This is a genomic window from Streptomyces sp. NBC_00631 (assembly GCF_045206895.1).
Taxonomy (GTDB): Bacteria; Actinomycetota; Actinomycetes; order Streptomycetales; family Streptomycetaceae; genus Streptomyces.
This window is the reverse complement of sequence record NZ_CP107734.1, coordinates 5,687,985-5,708,453: the sequence shown is the minus strand read 5'-3', so window position 1 is coordinate 5,708,453 and position 20,469 is coordinate 5,687,985. Positions and strand designations below refer to the sequence as shown.

At 72.9% G+C, this 20,469-nt stretch carries 16 protein-coding genes and 2 pseudogenes; 6 read left to right on the top strand and 12 right to left on the bottom strand.

The window, feature by feature from the left end; genetic code table 11:
- Positions 1-230: 230 nt before the first annotated feature.
- The 4 genes from OHB00_RS26210 to pepN form a co-directional block, all read right to left on the bottom strand.
- Complete coding sequence (locus tag OHB00_RS26210; protein WP_406438056.1) at positions 231-974, bottom strand: TrmH family RNA methyltransferase; 744 nt, start codon at positions 972-974, stop codon at positions 231-233.
- Positions 971-2,182, bottom strand: a complete 1,212-nt coding sequence (locus OHB00_RS26205; RefSeq protein ID WP_406438054.1) for an HTTM domain-containing protein — start codon at positions 2,180-2,182, stop codon at positions 971-973. Before OHB00_RS26205 ends, OHB00_RS26210 begins: the two co-directional genes overlap by 4 nt.
- Positions 2,179-2,964, bottom strand: coding sequence for a DUF5819 family protein (locus OHB00_RS26200; RefSeq protein ID WP_406438052.1), 786 nt, complete (start codon positions 2,962-2,964; stop codon positions 2,179-2,181). The genes OHB00_RS26205 and OHB00_RS26200 overlap by 4 nt, the downstream gene beginning before the upstream one ends.
- A gap of 404 nt (positions 2,965-3,368) precedes the next feature.
- Positions 3,369-5,804, bottom strand: a complete 2,436-nt coding sequence (pepN, locus tag OHB00_RS26195; protein ID WP_406438050.1) for an aminopeptidase N — start codon at positions 5,802-5,804, stop codon at positions 3,369-3,371.
- A gap of 160 nt (positions 5,805-5,964) precedes the next feature.
- Here pepN and OHB00_RS26190 point away from each other — a divergent pair, with 160 nt between their 5' ends.
- On the top strand, positions 5,965-7,131 hold the full coding sequence (locus tag OHB00_RS26190; RefSeq protein ID WP_406445990.1) for an acyl-CoA dehydrogenase family protein: 1,167 nt from the start codon (positions 5,965-5,967) through the stop codon (positions 7,129-7,131).
- A gap of 135 nt (positions 7,132-7,266) precedes the next feature.
- Here OHB00_RS26190 and OHB00_RS26185 read toward each other — a convergent pair whose 3' ends face one another.
- The 6 genes from OHB00_RS26185 to OHB00_RS26160 all read right to left on the bottom strand — a co-directional run bounded on the left by OHB00_RS26185 (position 7,267) and on the right by OHB00_RS26160 (position 12,620).
- On the bottom strand, positions 7,267-7,596 hold the full coding sequence (locus tag OHB00_RS26185; RefSeq protein WP_406445988.1) for a rhodanese-like domain-containing protein: 330 nt from the start codon (positions 7,594-7,596) through the stop codon (positions 7,267-7,269).
- Positions 7,597-7,645: 49 nt separating this feature from the next.
- Positions 7,646-8,458 carry a hypothetical protein gene (locus tag OHB00_RS26180; RefSeq protein WP_406438049.1) on the bottom strand — a complete coding sequence of 271 codons (813 nt, stop codon included), beginning with the start codon at positions 8,456-8,458 and terminating at the stop codon, positions 7,646-7,648.
- A gap of 9 nt (positions 8,459-8,467) precedes the next feature.
- Positions 8,468-8,932, bottom strand: a complete 465-nt coding sequence (locus OHB00_RS26175; protein ID WP_406438047.1) for a hypothetical protein — start codon at positions 8,930-8,932, stop codon at positions 8,468-8,470.
- 43 nt (positions 8,933-8,975) lie between these two features.
- Positions 8,976-10,439, bottom strand: coding sequence for a DUF2252 domain-containing protein (locus OHB00_RS26170; protein ID WP_406438045.1), 1,464 nt, complete (start codon positions 10,437-10,439; stop codon positions 8,976-8,978).
- Positions 10,440-10,722: 283 nt separating this feature from the next.
- A complete protein-coding gene (locus OHB00_RS26165; RefSeq protein WP_406438043.1) occupies positions 10,723-11,382 on the bottom strand; it encodes a response regulator in 660 nt (219 codons plus the stop codon).
- A complete protein-coding gene (locus OHB00_RS26160) occupies positions 11,355-12,620 on the bottom strand; it encodes a sensor histidine kinase (protein WP_406445986.1) in 1,266 nt (421 codons plus the stop codon). The genes OHB00_RS26165 and OHB00_RS26160 overlap by 28 nt, the downstream gene beginning before the upstream one ends.
- 257 nt (positions 12,621-12,877) lie before the next feature.
- On the opposite strand from OHB00_RS26160, the gene OHB00_RS26155 reads away from it, so the two are divergent.
- From OHB00_RS26155 to OHB00_RS26145, 3 genes and pseudogenes are all read left to right on the top strand, one after another.
- The gene (locus tag OHB00_RS26155; RefSeq protein WP_406438041.1) at positions 12,878-13,609 is read left to right on the top strand and encodes an ABC transporter ATP-binding protein; all 732 of its coding nucleotides are present in this window, start codon (positions 12,878-12,880) and stop codon (positions 13,607-13,609) included.
- Positions 13,603-16,059, top strand: coding sequence for an ABC transporter permease (locus tag OHB00_RS26150; protein WP_406438040.1), 2,457 nt, complete (start codon positions 13,603-13,605; stop codon positions 16,057-16,059). Before OHB00_RS26155 ends, OHB00_RS26150 begins: the two co-directional genes overlap by 7 nt.
- 236 nt (positions 16,060-16,295) lie before the next feature.
- Positions 16,296-16,508 (top strand): annotated as a pseudogene (locus OHB00_RS26145) (site-specific integrase); the annotation flags it as partial.
- Between the two features lie 64 nt (positions 16,509-16,572).
- On the opposite strand, the gene OHB00_RS26140 reads toward OHB00_RS26145, so the two are convergent.
- A complete protein-coding gene (locus OHB00_RS26140; RefSeq protein WP_406438039.1) occupies positions 16,573-17,397 on the bottom strand; it encodes an SDR family oxidoreductase in 825 nt (274 codons plus the stop codon).
- A 392-nt stretch (positions 17,398-17,789) separates the two neighbouring features.
- Here OHB00_RS26140 and OHB00_RS26135 point away from each other — a divergent pair, with 392 nt between their 5' ends.
- Both OHB00_RS26135 and OHB00_RS26130 read left to right on the top strand, forming a co-directional pair.
- Positions 17,790-18,770: an IS110 family transposase gene (locus tag OHB00_RS26135; protein WP_406438038.1), complete on the top strand. Its 981-nt coding sequence runs from the start codon at positions 17,790-17,792 to the stop codon at positions 18,768-18,770.
- 70 nt (positions 18,771-18,840) lie between these two features.
- Complete coding sequence (locus OHB00_RS26130; RefSeq protein WP_329600405.1) at positions 18,841-19,389, top strand: helix-turn-helix domain-containing protein; 549 nt, start codon at positions 18,841-18,843, stop codon at positions 19,387-19,389.
- 280 nt (positions 19,390-19,669) lie between these two features.
- On the opposite strand, the pseudogene OHB00_RS26125 reads toward OHB00_RS26130, so the two are convergent.
- A pseudogene (locus OHB00_RS26125) lies at positions 19,670-20,468 on the bottom strand (transposase family protein).
- Between the last annotated feature and the right edge of the window lies 1 nt (position 20,469).

Below are 20,469 nucleotides of genomic sequence, written 5' to 3'. Positions count from 1 at the left end.
CGACCGGCCGACATCAGCGGCAGGCGCCGATCCTGGCCGGCACCGCCACGCTTCCGGCCGCCGCAACGGCGTTCCGCCACGACGGTGGTGATCGGCGGTGCCGAGCCGGGCGGTGCCGCCGTAGGGCGGACGGTCATGGGGCGGGTGCAGCGCCGTTGTGGCTGGTCGCGCCCACGCGGCGGTAGCCGCAGTTTCAATACAGCCCCGCGCCCCTGACGGGGCGCATCGGCTCACGCCCCCTGCGAGGCGCTCCAGTGGTAGAGCGCCATCGCCACGCTCGTTGCCAGGTTGTAGCTGCTCACCTGGGGGCGCATCGGCAGGCGGAGGAGATGGTCGGCACGCGCGCGTAGCTCCCTCGACAGGCCCGTCCGTTCCGAGCCGAAGGCGAGGATCGCGTCGTCGGGAAGCTTCGCGCTTCTGATGTCCTCGCCCTCCGGGTCGAGTGCGTACAGCGGGCCCTGCGGCAGGTCCGCCACGGCCATCCGCTCCACCGCCGTGGCGAAGTGGAGGCCCGCGCCGCCGCGGACGACCGTCGGGTGCCAGGGGTCGAGGGTGCCGGTCGTGATGACGCCGGTCGCCCCGAAGCCCGCCGCCAGGCGGATCACCGCGCCCGCGTTGCCCAGGTTGCGCGGCTCGTCGAGGACCACGATCGGCGCCGTGCGCGGGACGCGCGCCAGCTCACGCAGGTTGGTCTCGCGGGACGGCCGTACGGCGAGGGCGGCCACGGCCGTGGGGTGCGGGCGCGGGACGAGGGACGCGTACGTCTGCGACGGCACCTCCGTCAGCAGCGCGCCCAGCACCTCCTCCACGTCCGGCGCCAGCTCCCGCGCCAGGGTCAGCGCCGCCGCCCGGTCCGTCGTGACCGCCACCGGCACCTGTGCGCCGAAGCGCAGCGCGTGCTTGAGGGCGTGGAAGCCGTCGAGGAGGACGGCGGAGCCGGCCAGCCGCGCCCAGTGGTCCAGGGGGTCGGTCATGCCCCGAAGCCTACGCGGGGCTGTTCGTCGGCCTCCGGGAAGCGCTGCACCGGCAGCTCGGGGTCGCTCCGGCGGAACAGGCGCCCACGCGCGCGTGCCGCCCAGCCGCCGAGCCGGTACAGGAAGGACGTCGGCAGGAAGACGGAGTCCGCCGCGATCATGGCCAGCGAGAAGAAGGGCAGGCCGAGGACGACCGCGATCACCGCGTGCTCGGTCATCATCGCGGCCAGCAGCACGTTCTTGACCCGACGGTTGAACAGCGTGAACGGGAAGGCGACCTGCACGATGACCGTCCCGTAGGTCACCAGCATCACCAGCGTGCCGTTGGCGGACAGCAGGTCGGCGAGGGCCGGCCAGGGCGAGAAGTAGTCCAGGTGGAGCGGGTAGTAGACGGCGGTGCCGTCCTGCCAGCGGGATCCCTGGATCTTGTACCAGCCGGCGGTGGCGTAGATCAGGCAGGCCTCGGCCATGATCACGAACAGGGCGCCGTTGTGCAGGATGTTGGCGATGACGTCGAGCAGGATCCGCGGCTCGGGCGTGCGCGCCCAGCGGCCGGCGGCCCACCACAGGGCGGCGCCCGCCCAGGTCGCCCACATCAGGGCCGGGACCAGCCAGCCGCCGCCGGTGCGGCCGGTGAGAGCCGCCGTCAGCAGGACGAGACCCGACACCGCCCACAGGGCGGGGCCCGCGCGGTCGGGGACCACTCGCGCCGCACGCGCGCGTGCGGCGCTCGCGCGGGCCGCCCTGCGCGCGTCCAGGGACCACACCTGGCCGCAGCGCGTGAACACCAGGTAGATGGACATCAGGTGCAGCACGTTGTCGCCGCCGTCGCCCACGAAGACGCTGCGGTTCTGCAGGGACAGCACGCCGATCATGAACAGCACGGACGTGGCCCGGGTGCGCCAGCCCAGCAGGAGCAGGGCGCTGGAGAGCACCGCGAGGAAGTAGGCGACCTCGAAGAAGGTCCGGCTGTCGGAGGAGAGCAGCGCCGTGAAGGCGTGGTTGTCGGCGGTCAGCTGCTGGGCGAGGTCGAAGCTCCAGGGGGCGTCGGGTCCGTACAGCTCCTGGCGGTGCGGGTACTCGCGCAGCAGGAACAGCAGCCAGGTGGCGGCGAAGCCGATGCGGACGACGGCCGTCTGGTACGGGCCGAGGGCCGCCTCGGTGACGCGGGCGATGGCACGGGACAGGCACAGGGCGAGACGGTTCACCGCACACCGCCGTTCGCCTCGTCCGTCGTGACCGTCCACCAGGACAGCACCCGGTAGACGGGGGTGTCGGAGACCTTCTCACCGCTCCAGTCCGGGGGCGCCACGTTGGTGGTGCTGGAGCGCACCTGGACCCGCTCGATGGTGCCCTTCTGACTCGTGGCGTCCCCCGCGTACATGCGCATCACGACGATCCGGCGCAGGTACTGCTCCGACAGGGAGCCGCGCAGGCCGATCGGACGGTTGTCGCCGCCGTGCGTGGTGACGAAGAAGTCCCAGGCGCGGCGCAGCTCGTTCTGCACGGTGTGGCTGGGCAGCAGGCTGCCGTCGATGGCCCTGCCGTCCTGTGCGGACAGGTCGTTCCAGCCGGTGGTGGTCGTGGTGCCGTCCTGCATGAGCACCTCGGCGCGCACCTGCACGGCGATGTTCTGCTGCAGCGGGTTCGGCGCGAAGAGCTTCCAGTTCTGTTCGAACTCCGGGTACACCCACTCCTCGATCGCCTTGCCGTGCTGTTTGGTCACCGTGTTCGCCGGGGCCACGCTCAGGAACACCATCCCCAGGTGCACGCAGGCGGCGACCGCGACCAGGGCGAGGGCCAGGGCCGCGCCGACCTGATAGCGGGGGGAGAGGGCGGCGACGCCGGTGCGAGGGAGGCCGGGTGACTCCCCCGCGGGGGCCGGTGGAATCGGTGGCGACGGTGGGACGGACTCCGGCTCCGGACGCGTCCCGCTCGGGCCGCCCGGCCCGTGCCGGGCGTCCGCGCCCTCGTCGTACGCGTCGTCCATGCCGCCCCGTTCCCCGATCCCGCATCGTCGTCGGCCCGCCGATCCGGGACCGCCCGGTGTGCCGCTGCCCGGCACTCGCACGGAACGGTACTCAGCACCGGCCACCGGGCGCAGCCCCGTGGACGAGGCCGACGGCGTGGCCATCGCCACTCCGGTCGGGGCCGCCGGCCTCCCGGCCCTCGGGCACCGGTGCCCTGCGGGCGAGAGCGTCCCAGGTCATACGGCGGCAGGGCCCGGCCCCCGGCCGCGCTCCCGGGAGTTTTCCACAGGCCGCGGCCGCCGTTTTCCACAGGGGTTGATCGCTTGTACGGGCCCGGCCACCATGGAAATCACCAGGACCGAACGATCGGACGGGAGGACGAGGAACGCAACGGGACACCAGGACGCCGGGGCGGTGTCCGGGGTCAGGCGGTCACGGCCCGGGCGTGGAGCATGCGGCGGACGGCGTCCGAGCGTTCCAGAAGGGTGGTGCGGACCACGGGGGCCGCTTCCAGGGCCGTCTGCCGGGCCTTCTCGATGTACGCGGGATCGATGGCGTACGGCGGGAAGAGCTGGGAGGCATAGGTCATCGCCGGGATCATGCCGCCCACGTGCAGCTGGGGGACCGCGGCCAGGTAGCGGTCGGCGTAGGGGGCGAGGTGGGCTTCCTGGCCGGGACGCCAGAAGGCGGCCGCAACCGGGGCGACCGCGTGGACGGGCACCTCGCGGTCCACGGCCAGCCGCTGCCAGACCTCGGCCTTCGCGGCCGGGTCGGGGAGGGCGGCACGGACGGTGAGGGCGCGGACCCAGGCGTCGGGGTCGGGGTCGCGTTCGAGCAGGGCGGCGGACTCGGCGGTGATGTCGCCGCCGAGTTCGGCCTCGCGGACGAGGGCGCGCCAGTGCAGGTCGACGTCGTCGCCGGCCTGCTCGCGGAGCCAGGCCAGCTCCTCGGCGCCGGTCGCGGTGCGGGCGAAGCCGCGCAGGGCGACCTGGCGGCGGCCGGGGTCGGCGGCGAGCCGTCGGCAGGCCGCGGCCACGGCCTCGGTCAGCGCGGGGCGTTCGGTGGAGGGGGCCCAGAGCTCGGCGATGTTGGTGACGAGCGTGAGGTAGGGCTCGATCACGGCGTCGGAGGTCTCGGCCGCGAGGACCGCGGTGAGGCAGCGTCCGGCCTCGGCGGCCGTGGCCTCGCCGGCCGTGAGCATGTCCCAGACGGTGGCGGCGGCCGCGCCCCGGGAGATGGCCGTGGGCAGCTGGGCCGCCGCGCGGAAGAGAGTGTCCCGGGTGGTGGGGTCCGGGCGGGTGGTGGCGAAGGTGAGGTCGTCGTCGTTGATCAGGAGGAGGCCCGACGTGGCGGGAAGTCCGGTGACGGGGGTACGGGCCCCGGTCACCTCGACGCGGACCAGCGCGGTGCGTCGCAGGGCGTCGTCGGCTCGGTCGTACGCGCCGACCGCCAGGACCTGGGGGCGCGGGTCGCCGTCGGCGACCAGGGTGACGGTGTCGCCGTCGTGCTCCAGGGTGAAGCGGTCGGTGCCGGCGGTCTCCAGCCAGGCCTTGCGCCAGGCGGCCAGATCGCGGCCACTGGCCTCGGCGAGGGCGTCGATCAGGTCCTGGAGGGTGGTGGTGCTCCAGGCGTGACGGGCGAAGTAGGCGGCCATGCCGGCGCGGAAGAGGTCCTCGCCGACGTAGGTCATCAGCTGCTGGAGGACGGAGGCGCCCTTGGGATAGGTGATGTTGTCGAAGATCGACGCGGCCTGGGCGACGTCGTGGATGGGCTGGTGGATCGGGTGCGAGACCGGGCCCTGGTCGGAGAGGTACGCCCTGACCTTGCCGCCCAGGAGGTGGCCGGCCCAGGCGTCGGTGTAGCGGGTGGCGCCCTCCGCGGCCCAGTGGCAGGCGAACTCGGCGAAGGCCTCGTTCAGCCAGAGGTCGTCCCACCAGCGCATGGTGACGATGTTGCCGAACCACATGTGCGCCATCTCGTGCAGCAGCACCACCGCGAGCCGCTCGCGCTCGGCGGGCGTCGGCGTGGCCCGCCGCAGGAAGCCGTCCGACCAGGTCACACAGCCGTAGTTCTCCATCGCGCCGCCGAACTCGGGCATGAAGACCTGGTCGTACTTGCGCTGCGGGAAGGGCATCGCGAAGGCCTCGGCGTAGAAGGCGAGACCCTGACGGGTGAGGGTGAAGATCTCGTCGGCGTCGCGTTCCAGGACCTCGGCGAGCGAGCGGCGGGCGTAGATGCCGAGGTCGTGGCCGTCGGCCTCGCGGCGGATCTCGTGGAAGGGGCCGGCGTTGACGACGGTGTTGTACACGGACAGCGGCGGGGTGTCCGGGAAGCTCCAGCGGCGGGCGGTGCCCTGCTCCTCGATCCGCGGGTCACCGGAGTTGCTGAGGACGGTCCAGGCGGCCGGGGCCGTGACCGTGAAGGCGTGCGGGGCCTTGAGGTCGGGCTGGTCGAAGCAGGCCCAGACGAAGCGGGCCTCGTCGGGCTCGAAGCTCGTCCAGACGTACACCTCGCCGTCGGCGGGGTCGGTGGCCTTGTGCACGCCCTCGCCGGTGGCGGTGTCGGCCTGGACGCTCTCGACGCGCAGCACGTTGTGCGCGGCCAGACCGGGCAGCGGGATCCGGCCGTCGCCGGAGGGGGTGAGGGGGGTGCCGTTCAGGGTGGCGGCGCGGACCTCTGCCGCGCAGTCGACGAAGGTCTCGGCGCCCGGTTCGGAACAGGTGAAGGTCACCGTGGAGACGCAGCGGATCTCCGGCCCGGCGGGCAGGGCCGTGAGGTCGATGTCGACGTCGTACCGCTCGACCGTGATCAGTGCGGCCCGGCGTTCGGCCTCGGTACGGGTCAGGCTGCGGATCCCCATGTGTCCTCCCTCGTGTGTCCGTCCCCCATCGGCGGACAGCGGCCGTCAGCCTACGACGGGAGGAGCTGGTGATCGCAGGGGTTTTAGGTTCCCTTCTTCTAGAACCTGTTCTATCTTGACGGACCGTCAGATCAGCTGGACCCGCCGGGAGGACAGGACCGTGGACTTCACCTTCACCGAGGAGCAGTTGGCGGCGGCCGAGGCGGCGCGCGGGGTGTTCGCGGGGGTGGCGCCGGACGCGGTGCCGAGCCCGGCGCTCACCACCGGTGCCGTGGCCGAGGGCTTCGACCGGGAACTGTGGGACAGGCTGGCGGGCGCGGATCTGCTGAGTCTGCTGCTGGGCGAGGAGTACGGCGGAGCCGGCCTGGACGCCATCGCGCTCTGCCTGGTGCTGCGGGAGTCGGCGAAGGTGCTGGCCAGGGTGCCGTTGCTGGAGCACAGCGCGGCTCTGGCGGCCGTACAGAGGTATGGGGCGGCGGAGTTGCGGGACCGGCTGGCGGCGCGGGCCGGGCGGGGCGAGCTGGTGCTGACCGTCGCCGCGAGCGGACGCACCGGGCACGACCCGGCCGAGCTGGCGGTGACCGCGCGGCGGGACGGTGACACCTGGGTGCTGGACGGGGTGCAGACGGCGGTGCCGTGGGTCTACGGCGCCGATCTCGTCGTCGTACCGGCGCGCACGGAGGCGGACCGTATAGTGCTGGCGCTGGTGGCGCCGGAAGGCGAGGGGGGCACGGCGGGCGCGGCCGAGGTCGGGGGCGGGGTTGCGGTCGCCGAGCAGGTGTCGACCAGTGGGGAACGGCTCGGGGAGCTGCGGCTGGAGTCGGCGCGGGTCGCGGGGCGGGACGTGGTGGTGGCGGAAGGGGCCTGGGAGTGGCTGCACGAGCTGCTGGTGACCGGGACGTGTGCGCTGGCGCTCGGGATCGGTGAGCGGGTCCTGCGGATGACCAGCGAGTACGCGGGGAAGCGGGAGCAGTTCGGGTATCCGATCGCCACGTTCCAGGCGGTTGCCGTGCAGGCCGCCGACCGGTACATCGACCTGCGGGCCATGGAGGCGACGCTCTGGCAGGCGGCGTGGCGGATCGCGTCGGGAGCGGCCGGGGCGCTGCCGGCGGCCGGAGATGTGGCGGTGGCGAAGATCTGGGCGGCCGAGGGGGTGCGGCGGGTGGTGCAGACCGCGCAGCATCTGCACGGAGGGTTCGGGGCCGACACCGAGTATGCGTTGCACCGGTATCACGCCTGGGCCAAGCAGATCGAGCTGGCGCTCGGAGGGGCCGGGGCGCACGAGGAGGCGCTGGGGGATCTGCTCGCCGCGCATCCACTGGGGTAGGGGAGAGAAAAGGCGGGGGCGGCTCGGTCGTAGGGGATCTGCGGGGCGGTGGCGGGCTGGTCGCGCCCACGCGGCGGAAGACGCCTGTCGAATACAGCCCCGCGCCCCTTACGGGGCGCTCAGTGCGGGGTCCCCTCAGACGACGAAGCCCGGTTCGCCGCTGTCTGTGGTCACCTCTCGGCCCGCTGCCTGCCATACCTGCATGCCGCCGTCCACGTTCACCGCGTCGATGCCCTGCTGGACCAGGTACATCGTGACCTGGGCCGAGCGGCCACCGGAGCGGCAGATGACGTGGACGCGGCCGTCCTGGGGGGCCGCGTCGGTGAGCTCGCCGTAGCGGGCCACGAACTCGCTGATCGGGATGTGCAGGGCGCCGGCGGCGTGGCCCGCCTGCCACTCGTCGTCCTCGCGGACGTCCAGCAGGAAGTCGCCGTCCTTGAGGTCCGAGACCTCGACCGTGGGCACACGCGCTGCGAAGTTCATGTCCCCGACGCTACCCGACCGGGGCCAGGCGCTACTCCTGGGTCAGCAGGGCCGTCAGTTCCGCCTCGCGTTCGGTGACGTCCTGCTGGAGCCGTTCGGCGATCTCTTCGAGGAGGCCGTCGGGGTCGTCCGGGGCCAGCCGGAGAAGGCCGGCGATGGGGCCGTTCTCCAGTTCCTTGGCGACCAGGGCGAGCAGCTCCTTGCGTTCGGAGAGCCATTCGAGGCGGGCGTAGAGCTCTTCGGCGCGGCTCGGCCTGCGCTCCGGCGGGACCGGGCCGGCCGCCCACTCCTCGGCCAGCTCCCGCAGCAGGGCCTCGTCGCCGCGGGCGTAGGCCGCGTTGACCCGGCTGAGGAACTCCTCGCGCCGCTCCTGCTCGGCCTGGTCCTGCACCAGGTCGGGGTGGGCCTTGCGGGCCAGCTCGCGGTAGAGCCGGCGGGCCTCCTCGCTGGGGCGGACCCGCTGCGGAGGCCGGACCTCCTGCTCGGTGAGCATCGCGACGGCCTCCGGGAACAGGCCGTTGCCGTCCATCCAGCCGTGCAGCAGCTCCTCGACACCGGGGATGGGCAGGACCCGGGCCCGGGCCTCCTCGGCGGCGCGGATGTCCTCGGGGTCGCCGGTGCGGGCGGCCTTGGCCTCGGCGATCCGCGCGTCCAGCTCCTCGATGCGGAGGTAGAGGGGGCCGAGCTTCTGTTCGTGCAGGCGGGAGAAGTTCTCCACCTCGACGCGGAAGGTCTCTACCGCGATCTCGTACTCGATCAACGCCTGCTCGGCGGCCCGCACGGCCCGCTCCAGCCGTTCCTCGGGCCGCGGTGCCTGGGACTGCTCAGCTTCCGGGGTCGTCACCCGACCAGCCTAGGGCCTGTCGCCGTCGGCGGTGGCCGGGATCCACTCGGCGACCAGATCGGTGCAGGCCATGACGAGGGTGCCGGGCCGGCAGGCGAGCTCGTGGGTGCAGCCGTCCGGGTGCGGCAGGATCTCGTCGAGGATCACCTCGCCGACCGAGGTGAGGTCGCAGGCGCCCAGGATGTCCGTCTGGAAACGGGAGACGCCCGTGTAGCGGACGATCAGGTCCTCGTCGTGTGCGCAGCAGTCGTGGCGGAAGCGGATCTCCACGTCGGCGGGGGCCGTGCGGCGCATCTCCAGCGGGCGCAGGTCCTGCACGCAGCGGCGGTCGCCGAACTCGTAGTGGCGCGGGTCGGTGGCGAAGGCGCGGGCGCCCGGCGGCAGGCCGGCGGCGAGTTCCGGCAGCCGCGCCAGGTAGGGGCCGGGGTCGACGGTGACCGCAGTCGCTCCTTCGTCGATCTCGACGTACTTCACATCAGCACCTCTCCGAAAGCCCGGGACCGGCAACCGGCACGGATCACACCCCGAGCTCCGCCGCTATCCGCCCGGTCCGCACCGCGGTCACCAGTTCCTCGTGGTCCGCTTCCGTGCGGTCGGCGTAGGTCACCGCGAACGCGGCGATCGCCTCGTCCAGTTCCTCGTTCTTGCCGCAGTAGCCGGCGATCAGGCGTGGGTCGGCGCTGTGGGAGTGGGCGCGGGCCAGCAGGGCGCCGGTCATCCTGCCGTAGTCGTCGATCTGGTCGGGGGACAGGGCGGCCGGGTCGACGCTGCCCTTGCGGTTGCGGAACTGGCGGACCTGGAAGGGGCGGCCGTCCACCGTGGTCCAGCCGAGCAGGATGTCGCTGACCACCTGCATCCGCTTCTGGCCGAGGACCACCCGGCGGCCCTCGTGGTCGACGGCCGGCGTCTCGAAGCCTGCCGTGGCGAGATGGGGGACGAGCGCGGACGGGCGGGCCTCCTTGACCTGGAGGATCAGCGGCTCGCCGCGGTGGTCGAGGAGGAGGACGACGTAGGACCGGGTGCCGACGCTGCCGGTGCCGACGATCCGGAAGGCGACGTCGTGCGGGGTGTGCCGGGCGAGCAGCGGATGGCGGTCCTCGGAGAGCGTGCTGACGTAGTGCTCCAGAGCCGCGGTGACCGCCTCCGCCTCGGCGTCCGGGACCCGGCGCAGCACCGGCACGGCGTCCACGAAGCGGCGGCCGCCGTCCTCGGTGGGCTCGGTGGAGCGGGCCGCGAACCGGCCGCTGGTGTTGGCACGGGCCTTCTCCGAGACGCGGCGCAGGGTGCCGATCATGTCATGGGCGTCGGAGTGGGAGACCAGTTCCTCGTCGGCGATCGCGTTCCACGCGTCCAGCACCGGTAGTTTGGCCAGCAGGCGCATGGTGCGGCGGTAGGCGCCGGCCGCGTCACCCGCGGCCTTGCGGCAGGTGTCCTCGTCGGCGCCCGCCTCCCGGCCGGCCAGCACCAGGGAGGCGGCGAGCCGCTTGAGGTCCCACTCCCAGGGGCCGAGCACCGTCTCGTCGAAGTCGTTCAGGTCGATGACGAGGTCGCCGCGCGGGTCGCCGTACAGGCCGAAGTTGGCCGCGTGGGCGTCGCCGCAGATCTGGGTGGCGATCCTGGTCATCGGGGTGCGGGCCAGGTCGTGCGCCATCAGGCCGGCCGAGCCGCGCAGGAACGCGAAGGGGCCGGCCGCCATCCTGCCGACCCTTATCGGGACCAGCTCCGGGATGCGGTCCCGGTTGGACTCCTCGACCGCGCGGACCGCGTCGGGACGGGAGCCGTCGAGGTCCAGCGCGGCGTGGCCGCGGCGCGGGACCGCCGAACGCAGCGCCTTGCCCTCTTCCTTGGGGGAACCCTTCGAGGGCCACTGCGCAAAGCCCTTCGGCGCGGGCAGCTTGCGCCCGCCCGGCGCCTTCGGCTCTTCCAGTTCGGTCACGTCGACCGCCTCCCCCGCACTCCACGCACGCACACGCACGAACATCAACTCGTGGAGACGGTACAGGTGGGGGCCGAAACCCGTCAGACCCTGTGGACAACTGCGGGGCGGTGCGGGAAGGGAGGGTCCCGTCGTCGTATATCCGCCGGCCGGTGGGGGTTGTTCGCGTCCACGCGGCGGCAGCCGCACATCGACACAGCCCCGCGCCCCCAGACAGGTGGGTCCACTGGTCCCACCTCGATGGGGGCGCGGGGAACTGCACGAGCGACCACCACGCACCCGCGGCCGAAACACCACGGGACGCCCCAAAGAACAAAGTGAAGACGCCTCACGCCCTCAAATACGCCAGCACAGCCAGCACCCGCCGGTGCGAATCCTCCGTCGGCGGCAGGTCGAGCTTCGCGAGAATCCCCCCGATGTGCTTGCCCACCGCCGCCTCCGAGACCACCAGCTCTCTGGCGATGGCCCCGTTCGACCTGCCCTCGGCGACCAGCGCCAGCACCTCCCGCTCGCGGGGGGACAGCCGCTCCAGCGGATCCCGGCGCCGGCGCAGCAGTTGCCGTACGACCTCGGGGTCGACCACCGTCCCCCCGTCGGCCACCTCCCCCAACGCCGCGACGAACTCCGTCACCTGACCCACCCGGTCCTTGAGCAGGTACCCGACGCCCGACCCGTCGCCGGAGTCGAGGAGTTCGGCGACGTAACTGCGCTGCACGTACTGGCTGAGGACCAGGATCGGCAACGTCGGCCGCGCCGCCCGCAACCGCACCGCCGCGTGCAGTCCCTCGTCCTGGAAGCCCGGCGGCATCCGCACATCCGTCACCACGACGTCGGGCACGTCCTCCTCGACCGCCGTGACCAGCGACTGCGCGTCCCCCACCGCCGCGACCACCTCATGGCCGAACCGGCTCAGCAGCCCCGCGATCCCCTCCCGCAGCAGCACGCTGTCCTCGGCCAGGACTACTCGCAGAGGTCGATCGGCTCGCACGGCAACTCCACACGCAGCAGGGTCGGTCCACCCGGCGGGCTGGACAGGGAAAGTCTGCCATCGAGGACGGACACCCGGTCCGCGAGCCCGGTGAGGCCGGTGCCCGCCGCGGCGTCCGCGCCGCCCCGGCCGTCGTCGCGCACCTCCAGGTGCAGCCGGCCGTCCCGGTGCCCGCCGGTCACCTCGGCGCGGCCCGCGCCACTGTGCCGGTCGACGTTGGCGAGCGCCTCGCGCACCACGAAGTACGCCGCCGCCTCGACCGACTCCGGCAGCCGCACGGGCAACCGGAAACCGACGTCCACCGGAACGGCCGTCCGATCCGCCGCATCCGCCACAGCCGCCTCCAGACCATGGTCGGCGAGCACCTTCGGATGGATCCCGTGCACGATCCCGCGCAGCTCGGCGAGCGCCTCACCGGCCTCCCGCTGGGCCTTGGCGAGCTGGTCGGCGAGCGGTCCCGGCGGGGCGTCCAGACGAGCCAGACCCAGGGTCATCGAGAGGGCGACCAGGCGCTGTTGGGCCCCGTCGTGCAGATCGCGTTCGATGCGCCGCCGTTCCGCCTCGAAGGCGTCCACCAACCGCGCCCGGGACCGCGCCAGTTCGACCACCCGGTCCCCCAATCCGGCCTCGCGCGGCGCGATCAGCAGCCGGGTCAGCCCGGCCCGCGCCCCGGCCACCACACCCAGCGCATAACCGCCGAGGGCCAGCAGGAACACCCCGGCCAGCGCGACCCCGAAGGCGGTCGGCCAGCCGGTGACCGTCCACATCTTCAGCACCTTCGTCTCCCGGCCGGGGCCGTCGGCCGTGGCCAGCAGCAGCGGGGCGGCGGCCAGCGACAGCGGACAGAGCAGGGCGAGCACCACGGCCAGCGCGTCCACCGGCCACAACAGGCCCGCGAACAGCAGCGCGTGGCCGAGTTCGCGCCAGGTGGCCCGCTCCCGCAGCCGGGTCGCGAGCCAGGCCCGCAGTCCCGCGGCGGCCGGCCGCACATGGGGGTCGTACACCCGCTCCCGGTCGACCAGCCGCAGCCGGTGCCGTTCGAGCCAGGCCACCGGAAGACCCGCGAGCGCCACGAGGAGCAGCAGCGGCAGCCCGACCAGTACGACGGCGAGCGCACCGCCGGCCACCACCGCGACGACCAGCCCCGCAAGGAGCACGGCACCGGTCACCGCGCCGGTCGCCACATAGCCGACGGCACGCCAGGGCCACGGGGAGAGCAGGTAGCGGGGCGCCGCCATGGCCTGCCAGACGGTGCGCGGAGGGGGCTGCATGCCGGTCACCGTAGGCGGCGGCCGGGGAGGCGGCCATCCGTCCAGCCACCGTGGCCGGGGTATGCCTGGCCCTACCCCAGGTCTCCGCCCTGCCGCACTGCGCCACCCCGCCCCCGGACGGTTTCGTGAAACCGGCGAACACAGGACACAGGTGAACGCCGGCACGAGAACCCCACCACCCCCGTGTCCGAGAACCCGAGAACACGGCAGGAGAACGAGGCTTCATGACCGCCATCACCTTGCGTTCCGTCAGCAGACGCCACGGCTCGGGCGACCGCGCGGTCACCGCGCTCGACGAGGTCTCCCTGGACTTCCCGAGGGGGACGTTCACCGCCGTCATGGGGCCGTCCGGATCCGGCAAGTCGACCCTGTTGCAGTGTGCGGCGGGCCTCGACCGGCCGACGTCCGGCTCGGTCCTGCTGGGCGGGACCGAGCTGACCGGGCTGAGCGAGACGAGACTGACCTTGCTGCGCCGGGAGCGCATCGGCTTCGTCTTCCAGGCGTTCAACCTCCTTCCCTCGCTCACCGCCGAGCAGAACGTGGCGCTGCCGCTCCGCCTCGCGGGCCGCCGTCCGCCGCGCGCCCGGGTCCGCGAGGTGCTCGACCGGGTCGGGCTCGCCGGCCGCGCCCGGCACCGGCCGAGCGAGCTCTCCGGCGGCCAGCAGCAGCGGGTGGCGCTGGCCCGCGCCCTGATCACCCGCCCCGAGGTGCTGTTCGGCGACGAGCCGACCGGCGCCCTGGACTCGCAGAGCGGCCACGAGGTGCTGACGCTGCTGCGGGACATGGTCGAGGGCGAGGGCTGTACGACCGTCATGGTCACCCACGACCCGGTCGCCGCCTCCTACGCCGACCGCGTCGTCTTCCTGGTCGACGGCCGCGTCGGCGGCGAACTGACGGGCGCGCACGCCGACGACATCGCCACGCGCATGACCAGGCTGGAGGCCCCGGCGTGCTGAGCATCGCGGTGCACACCCTGCGCAGCCGCTGGGTCACCTTCGCCGGCAGCTTCGTCGCCCTCGCAGTCGGCGTCGGCCTGCTCACCGTGTCGGGTCTGGCGCTCGCCTCCTCCCTGCACGCCCCGCAGCGCGCCCCGGAACGGTTCGCCGCGGCCCCGGTCGTCGTCAGGGGCACCGACACCCTGCGCGTCTCCACCCCGGCCGGCACCCGCACCCAGCGACTCGCCCAGCCGCGCGCCGTACCCGCCGCCGCCGTCGCCGAGTTGAGAAAGCTCGGCACGGTCACCCCCGACCGCACGTTCCCCGTGCAGGCGGAGAGCGGGCCCGGTGATCTCGTCGGCCACCCCTGGTCGGTCGCCGCCTTCGCGTCGTACAGGGTCACCTCGGGCCGGGCGCCCCGCGCCGCCCGCGAGGTCGTCGTCACCGGGACCTGGGCGAAGCCCGGCCGCACCCTGCGCACGGAGCACGGCAGCGTGACCGTCGTGGGCACGGTCGCCGACCGCGGCTTCGAGCACGCCGTCTTCTACACCGACGCGCGGGCGGCGCGGCTGGCGCCCCGCAGCACCCAGGCGGTGGTGGCCGCGGGCCCGGCGGCCGTACGGAAGGCGGTCCGCGGCATCCCCGGCGTACAGGTCCTCACCGGTGCCGACCGGCGCCTCGCCGATCCGGACCCGGACCGCGACCGCGAGGCACTGACCGCGCTGAACGCCCTGTTCGGCACGGCCGGCGGGGTCTGCGCCTTCGTGTCGGTGTTCGTGGTGGCGTCGACGTTCGCGTTCGCGGTCGCCCAGCGCCGCCGCGAGTTCGGCCTGCTGCGCACCGCCGGGGCGACACCCGGGCAGCTCCGCCGGACGGTGGCCGCCGAGGCCCTGCTGGTCGGGGCGCTCGCCTCGGCGGTGGGCTGCGTGCTCGGCCGGTACGGTGCACCGCGCCTGGCCCGCTGGACCGTGGACGGCGGACTGGCCCCGGCCTGGTTCCGGATCGGCGACCAGACCTGGCCGTACTGGGCGGCCTTCCCGGCCGGCCTGCTGGTCGCCCTGTGCGGAGCTCTCGCCGCGTCCTGGCGGGCGGGCCGGACCGGGCCGGTGGAGGCGCTGCGCGCGGCGGCCGCCGACGGCAGGCCGCTGACCCGGGGCCGCCTGCTGTCCGGAGGCGCCCTGCTGCTGACCGCGGTCCTCCTGCTGGTCCTCGACTACCTCGGCGACCCCGGTGACCTGCTGCACCGCAAGACGTACGTGAGCCGCCCCATGCTGCTGATCACGGCGGTGGCGCTGCTCGCCCCCGTCCTGGTCCGCCCGCTGATCCGGCTGCTCACCTGGGCTCCGGCCCGGCTCCCCGGCGCCGGCGGCCTGCTGGTGCGCGAGAACGCCGCCGCCCAGGTCCGCCGTACGGCCGCCGTCGCCGCGCCCGTGCTGGTCACCGTCGCCCTCACGGGCTCGCTGCTCGGCGCCACCGCGACCCTGAACGCGACCCGGGCCGCGGAGATGCGCGACCGGACCACGGCGGCCTTCGTCGTCACGCCCGCGGGCGGCGCCGGGTTCGGGCAGACGACCCTCAGGGCACTGCGTTCCGTACCCGGCGCCGAGGTCTCCGCGACGTCGGCGAGCGCGGTGTACGTCCAGGAGGACGGGGTCGCCCTGATCAGGTCCGAGGCCCGGGCCGCCGATCCCGCCGCGCTGGCCGCGACCACGCGTCTCCCGCTCGCTGCCGGCACCACCGCCGGCCTGGACGACGGCTCGATCATCGTCAACGAGGAGTGGGAGCGGCACAGCGTCGGCCAGCGGGTCCGAGTGTGGCTCGGCGACGGCACCCGGCGGACCCTGCGCATCGCCGCCGTGCTGCGGACCGGCACCGGGGACAACGGCGTGTACGTCACCCCGGCCAACGCCTCGGGCGCGGCGGTCGACCGCGTCGACGTGGCGCTGCGGCCCGGCGCGGACGCGGGCACGGTGGCCGCCGGGCTGCGCGCGGCGACCCGGGCGTCCGGCGCGCACGTCCTGACCAGGGACCGGTGGATCGCGGAGAGTCTCCCGCAGACCGACCGGACCACCCGGCTCGGCCTCTTCCTCGTCCTCGGCATCGCGCTCCTCTACACCGGGATCTCGCTGGTCAACACCATGGTGATGGCCACCTCCGACCGGGCGGCGGAGTTCGCCGCGCTGCGGCTGGCCGGAGCCACCCGCCGGCAGATACTGCGGCTGGCCGGGGCCGAGGCGCTGACGGTGGTCGTGGTCGGGGCGCTGCTGGGCCTGCTGGTCGCGGTGCTCGACCTGGCGGGGATGTGGGGCGCCTTGCGGCTGCTGTCGGCGCCGGCCGCGGTCCGGGTGCCGTGGACGGCCATGGGCGCGGCGGCCGGCGCCTGCGCGGCCCTCGCCTCGGCAGCCGCCGTCGCCCCCGCGTGGCCGGTCCTGCGCCGGAGGGCGGCGGAACTCGCGGGGGTACGGGAGTGAGCCGCCCGGCCCTGAGCGGTGATCCGGTGGGCCGGAGACCGCTCGGTGCCGCTGGTGCTGTGCTTGATCGCGGTGCCCTGTCGGGGCACCGCGACATGGATCGAGCGGGCCGCCCGGACCGGGTCCACGGCATGATCACCCCCTTCCGTGATCAAGTGATCAGTCTGGCTCCGTGGGAGTCAGGTGGAAGCCCCGCCTGCTGCGCGGCCGGACCCAACGCTCGGGGTTCGTCACCCACCGCCGTACGCGGGCCGGGCACCGGCTGGGACCTGCACGAGTACCGCCATTCCGCCCTGCCCCACCTCGGCGGGCATGGAACCTAGCTGCTGATGCCGATGGCGAAGTCACGGCACAAGAAGCCGGGAAACGTCCGCCGCTACTCCAAGCCGTCACCCGAGGCGATCTCGGAGCTGACCAGCCTGCTCGCGCCTGGCGACGCGCGCCGCTGACCCTGCTGTGACTGGTGTGCCCTACCGTTGAGGGTCCACGGGCAGACGCGTACCGCCGCTCATTTCACGCCGGGTTGCCCTGGGCCAGGGCGGAGACGCCGGCCCAGTCCTGCCAGGTCTTGAGGCGGTCGGCGTAGACGTGGGGGATCATGTCCAGTCCCGCGGTGCCGAAGAAGACACGCAGGGGCGGGGTGTCGGCGTCGACGACCTTCAGAAGTGCCGGTCCGACCGCGGTCGGGTCGCCGAGCTTCACGTCGCGCCAGCCCTCGGCCAGGGCCGCGCGCAACCCGTCGTAGACGGGCAGCTGCTCGGCGAAGCTGGCGGAGGCACCGGACCAGTCCGTGGCGTAGCCGCCGGGCTCGACCAGGGTGACCTTGATCCCGAATGCGGCGACTTCCTGGGCGAGGGCCTCGGTCAGTCCTTCCAGGGCCCACTTGGAGGCGTGGTAGCCGCCGAGGTGGGGGTAGGTGGTCACGCCGCCGATGGTGGAGATCTGCACGATGTGGCCGCTGCCCTGCTCGCGCAGCAGGGACAGCGCGGCCTGGGTCACCCACAGGGCGCCGAAGAAGTTGGTCTCCATCTGGTCGCGGATCTGCCGCTCGGTCAGTTCCTCGACGGTGCCGAACAGGCCGTAGCCGGCGTTGTTGACGACGACGTCCAGGCGGCCGAAGTGTGCGTGTGCCCGCTGGACGGCCTCGGCGGCGGCGGCCTTGTCCGTCACGTCCAGGGTCAGCGGAAGGATCGCCTCGCCGTGGGCGGCGACCAGGTCCTTCAGGGAATCGGTGTTGCGGGCGGTGGCCGCGACCCGGTCGCCGCGCTCCAGGGCGGCGAGGGCGAACTCGCGGCCGAAGCCGCGCGACGAACCGGTGATGAACCAGACCTTGCTCATGACGTAAACCTCCTGTGGGGATGGACAGCCACCCATAAGCGGGACGGCTATCCCGATTAACTATACGGGATGAGCGTCCCGTTTTCGAGTTCGTTGTTTGGGTGGGCGGCGGCAGCGGCCCGCAGCTCCACGGTCAGCGGCCTTGCACTGCTGTCATCTGGAGCCGGACTCTCGACTCAGGGCCTGGATCTCCTGCGGGGAAGTTCGCCCCGGTGAGCCCATTACCTTCGTTCGTAGAGTCGGGTCCGTGGCCTCCGGGGCCGGTATGACTCTTTGCCCCTGCCCTCGCTGATGGAAGCGTGTCCGCCCACGGGCAGGGCTGCGTAATGTGGCTGCCGATCCCCGGTGCCCCGGCGGGCCGCCCGTTGTGCCGGGAGGGGAGAGAAAGCCCGGTGACCAGCAACGACTTCACCTCGATCGATATCTTCTGCGCCCCGGACGTCGGCAAGTCCACCCATCACGGCACAGCCCTGCTACGCGATGGCCGCACGACCTTCGACAAGCCGCTGCCCAACGGTGAGCCGCAACTGCGGGAGCTGTTCGCCTGCCTGGGGTGCAAGGGGAAGGTCCTGGTCGTGGTCGACAAGCCGGCCTCCATCGGCACCCTGACGGGGACCGTCGCCCGCGCTTGCGGATGCGAAGTCGCCTACCGGCCAGGCCTGTCGATGCGCCGGCTGGCCGATCCGCACCCCGGCACCGGCAGGACCGACGCCCGCGATGCCTACGTCATCGCCGATGCCGCCCGCACCACGCCCCACCTACTGCACTCCATCGACCCCGACGAGAGCGTGCGGGCAGAACTGACCATGGTCCTGGGATACGACGACGACCTCGCCCAGGAGGCCACCCGCACCTCCAACCGGCTGCGCGGACTGCTCACCTCCATCCACCCCGCCCTCGAACGCGTCCTCGGATCCCGTCTGCGGCACCCGGCCGTCCTGGCCCTGCTGCAGACCTTCGGCTCCCCGGCCCAGCTCGCCCAGGCCGGCACCGAGCAGATCACGCAGGTCATGCTCCAGGCGGGCCCACGGATGGGCAGCGCCCACACCCTCGCCGAGCAGATCAGCACCGCGCCGGCCGAGCAGACCGTCACGGTTCCCGGCACGGCCTCGGCAGGGGAGATCGTCTCCGGTCCGGCCGAAGCCCAGCCGGTTCGTGCGGCGGTGTCAATCCCTGAAAACAGAAGCCGTCGGGGGCAACGGCGCCGCTCCGGTCGCAGATACCTCTTCCACCTGTGGTGCCCGGCGGCCCTGTTGCGTGGGCCGGGCACCGTTGGTGTGGGGGTGTCAGGTACGAGGAGTGCCCCAACGCGCCTCCCGCAACCTGGATGCCTGCCCGACTCACTATACGGGACCACAATCCCGTTTCTGTGATGATCCCGGAAGACCGGTCCACTACAATCGGGACAGTTGTCCCGCTTGGTCGGAAGTCTGAGGGTCTTTGATGCGTGCTGATGCCGAGCGCAACCGCAAGCGTGTCCTGGAAGTGGCGTTGGAGACGTTCGCCACCGAGGGGCTGTCGGTGCCGGTGGCGGAGATCGCCCGGCGGGCCGGTGTGGGCACAGGGACGGTCAGTCGGCATTTCCCGACGAAGGACTCGCTGTACGAGGCGATCGTGATGCATCTGGTGGCCGAAATCGTCGACCGGGCCCGGCAACTGGCCGCGACCCGCGATCCGGGCGCAGCGTTCTTCGAGTTCTTCGCCCTGTTGGTCGAGCACAGCGCGGTCAATCTCGGTCTGTCGCAGGCGATGAGCGGGACGGGCTTCGACGTCCACTCGGTGGCCCTGGCCCCCGAGCACAATCTGCTGGCCGTGGAAGAGGAGCTGCTCGTCGGTGCGCAGAAGGCCGGCGCCGTGCGGCCGGACGTCGTGCCCGGCGACGTCAAGGCGCTCATGGTCGGCTGTCTGGCCCGGGAGCAGCAGGGCCCCGACCCGGAGGCGCGCAAGCGCATGATCGACCTGGCGTGCGCGGGGCTGCGCGCCCAGCGGTAGCGGCGTCGGCCGACCGCGTCGAGGATCGGGGAAGCGGCGCCCGCTTGCTTCACTTGCAGGGTGCCATCAGTGTGTCGTCGTCCGACTGCGCGAGAGTCGTCGACTGCGCCTTGAGCGGTGGTTCAGCGGCATGCTGTCGCGCCGACTCTCGACGCAGTCGAGCAGAACGGCGGTCAGTGACCAGTGTGCATCGTGAAGTTGCAGGTCACGGGTCTGGTGTGCGCGGGGTTCTCGATGCTCGTGCCGGTCGCGGGTGGATGGCTTCGGTGAAGATCGTCGGTCATCGGGAGACTTCGCGGTTCGTCAGGACCAGCAGGGCCCTGACCAGTGCGGTCGCCCACTTCGGGTCGGTACGGACCTTGCCGAGGACCCGCCAGTTCTTGAGATGGGCGAAGCCGTGCTCGACTGGTGCGCGGACGGCGGCGAGCGCCGTATTGGACAGTTTCCGCCCTCGGGTCAGGGGCCGGTTGCGGGCGGCCTCGTAGCCGGTGATCACCGCCAGGTCGGCGTCCGGGCCGCCGTCGTCGAGGCCGACGAAGCCCAGGTCGGCGATGGCGCCCAGCCCGGCCGCCCGCAGTTTCGCGGTGAGCTGGTCGTGGCGGCAGACGGTGATCTCCGAGGATCGTCCGGGGCGGGCCACCGAGACCCACAGCAGGCGGCCCCTGTCGTCGATGAGCGCGATCACCAGCAAGCCATGGCACTTGTGCTTGTAGTTCTTCCGGTTCGCCGTGCCGGTGGGCCGCCTGGTCCGTATCAGGGTGCCGTCCAGTGAGTGCGCGGTCCAGGCGCGGGGCGCGGGCGGCGAGCAGGCCGACGGCTTCCCGCACCCACCGGGTGACGGTGGTGCGGTGCACTCCGTTGCCGCCGGCGAGATCGCCGGGCCGCTGGTCACAGCGCAGCACTGCGAGCACGATGCCCGCGATCTTCCCGGCGGGCAGGGCCCGCCACCGCGAGCCGATCTTCTTCAAGTGGCCGCGTATCAGGTCGGCGAGATAGTTCAGAGTGACGCTCGGCAGGGGCAGGCGGGCGGTGCAGACAAGGCCGTCAGGGCCCTCAACGGTACTGTTGGCTTTCTTCACA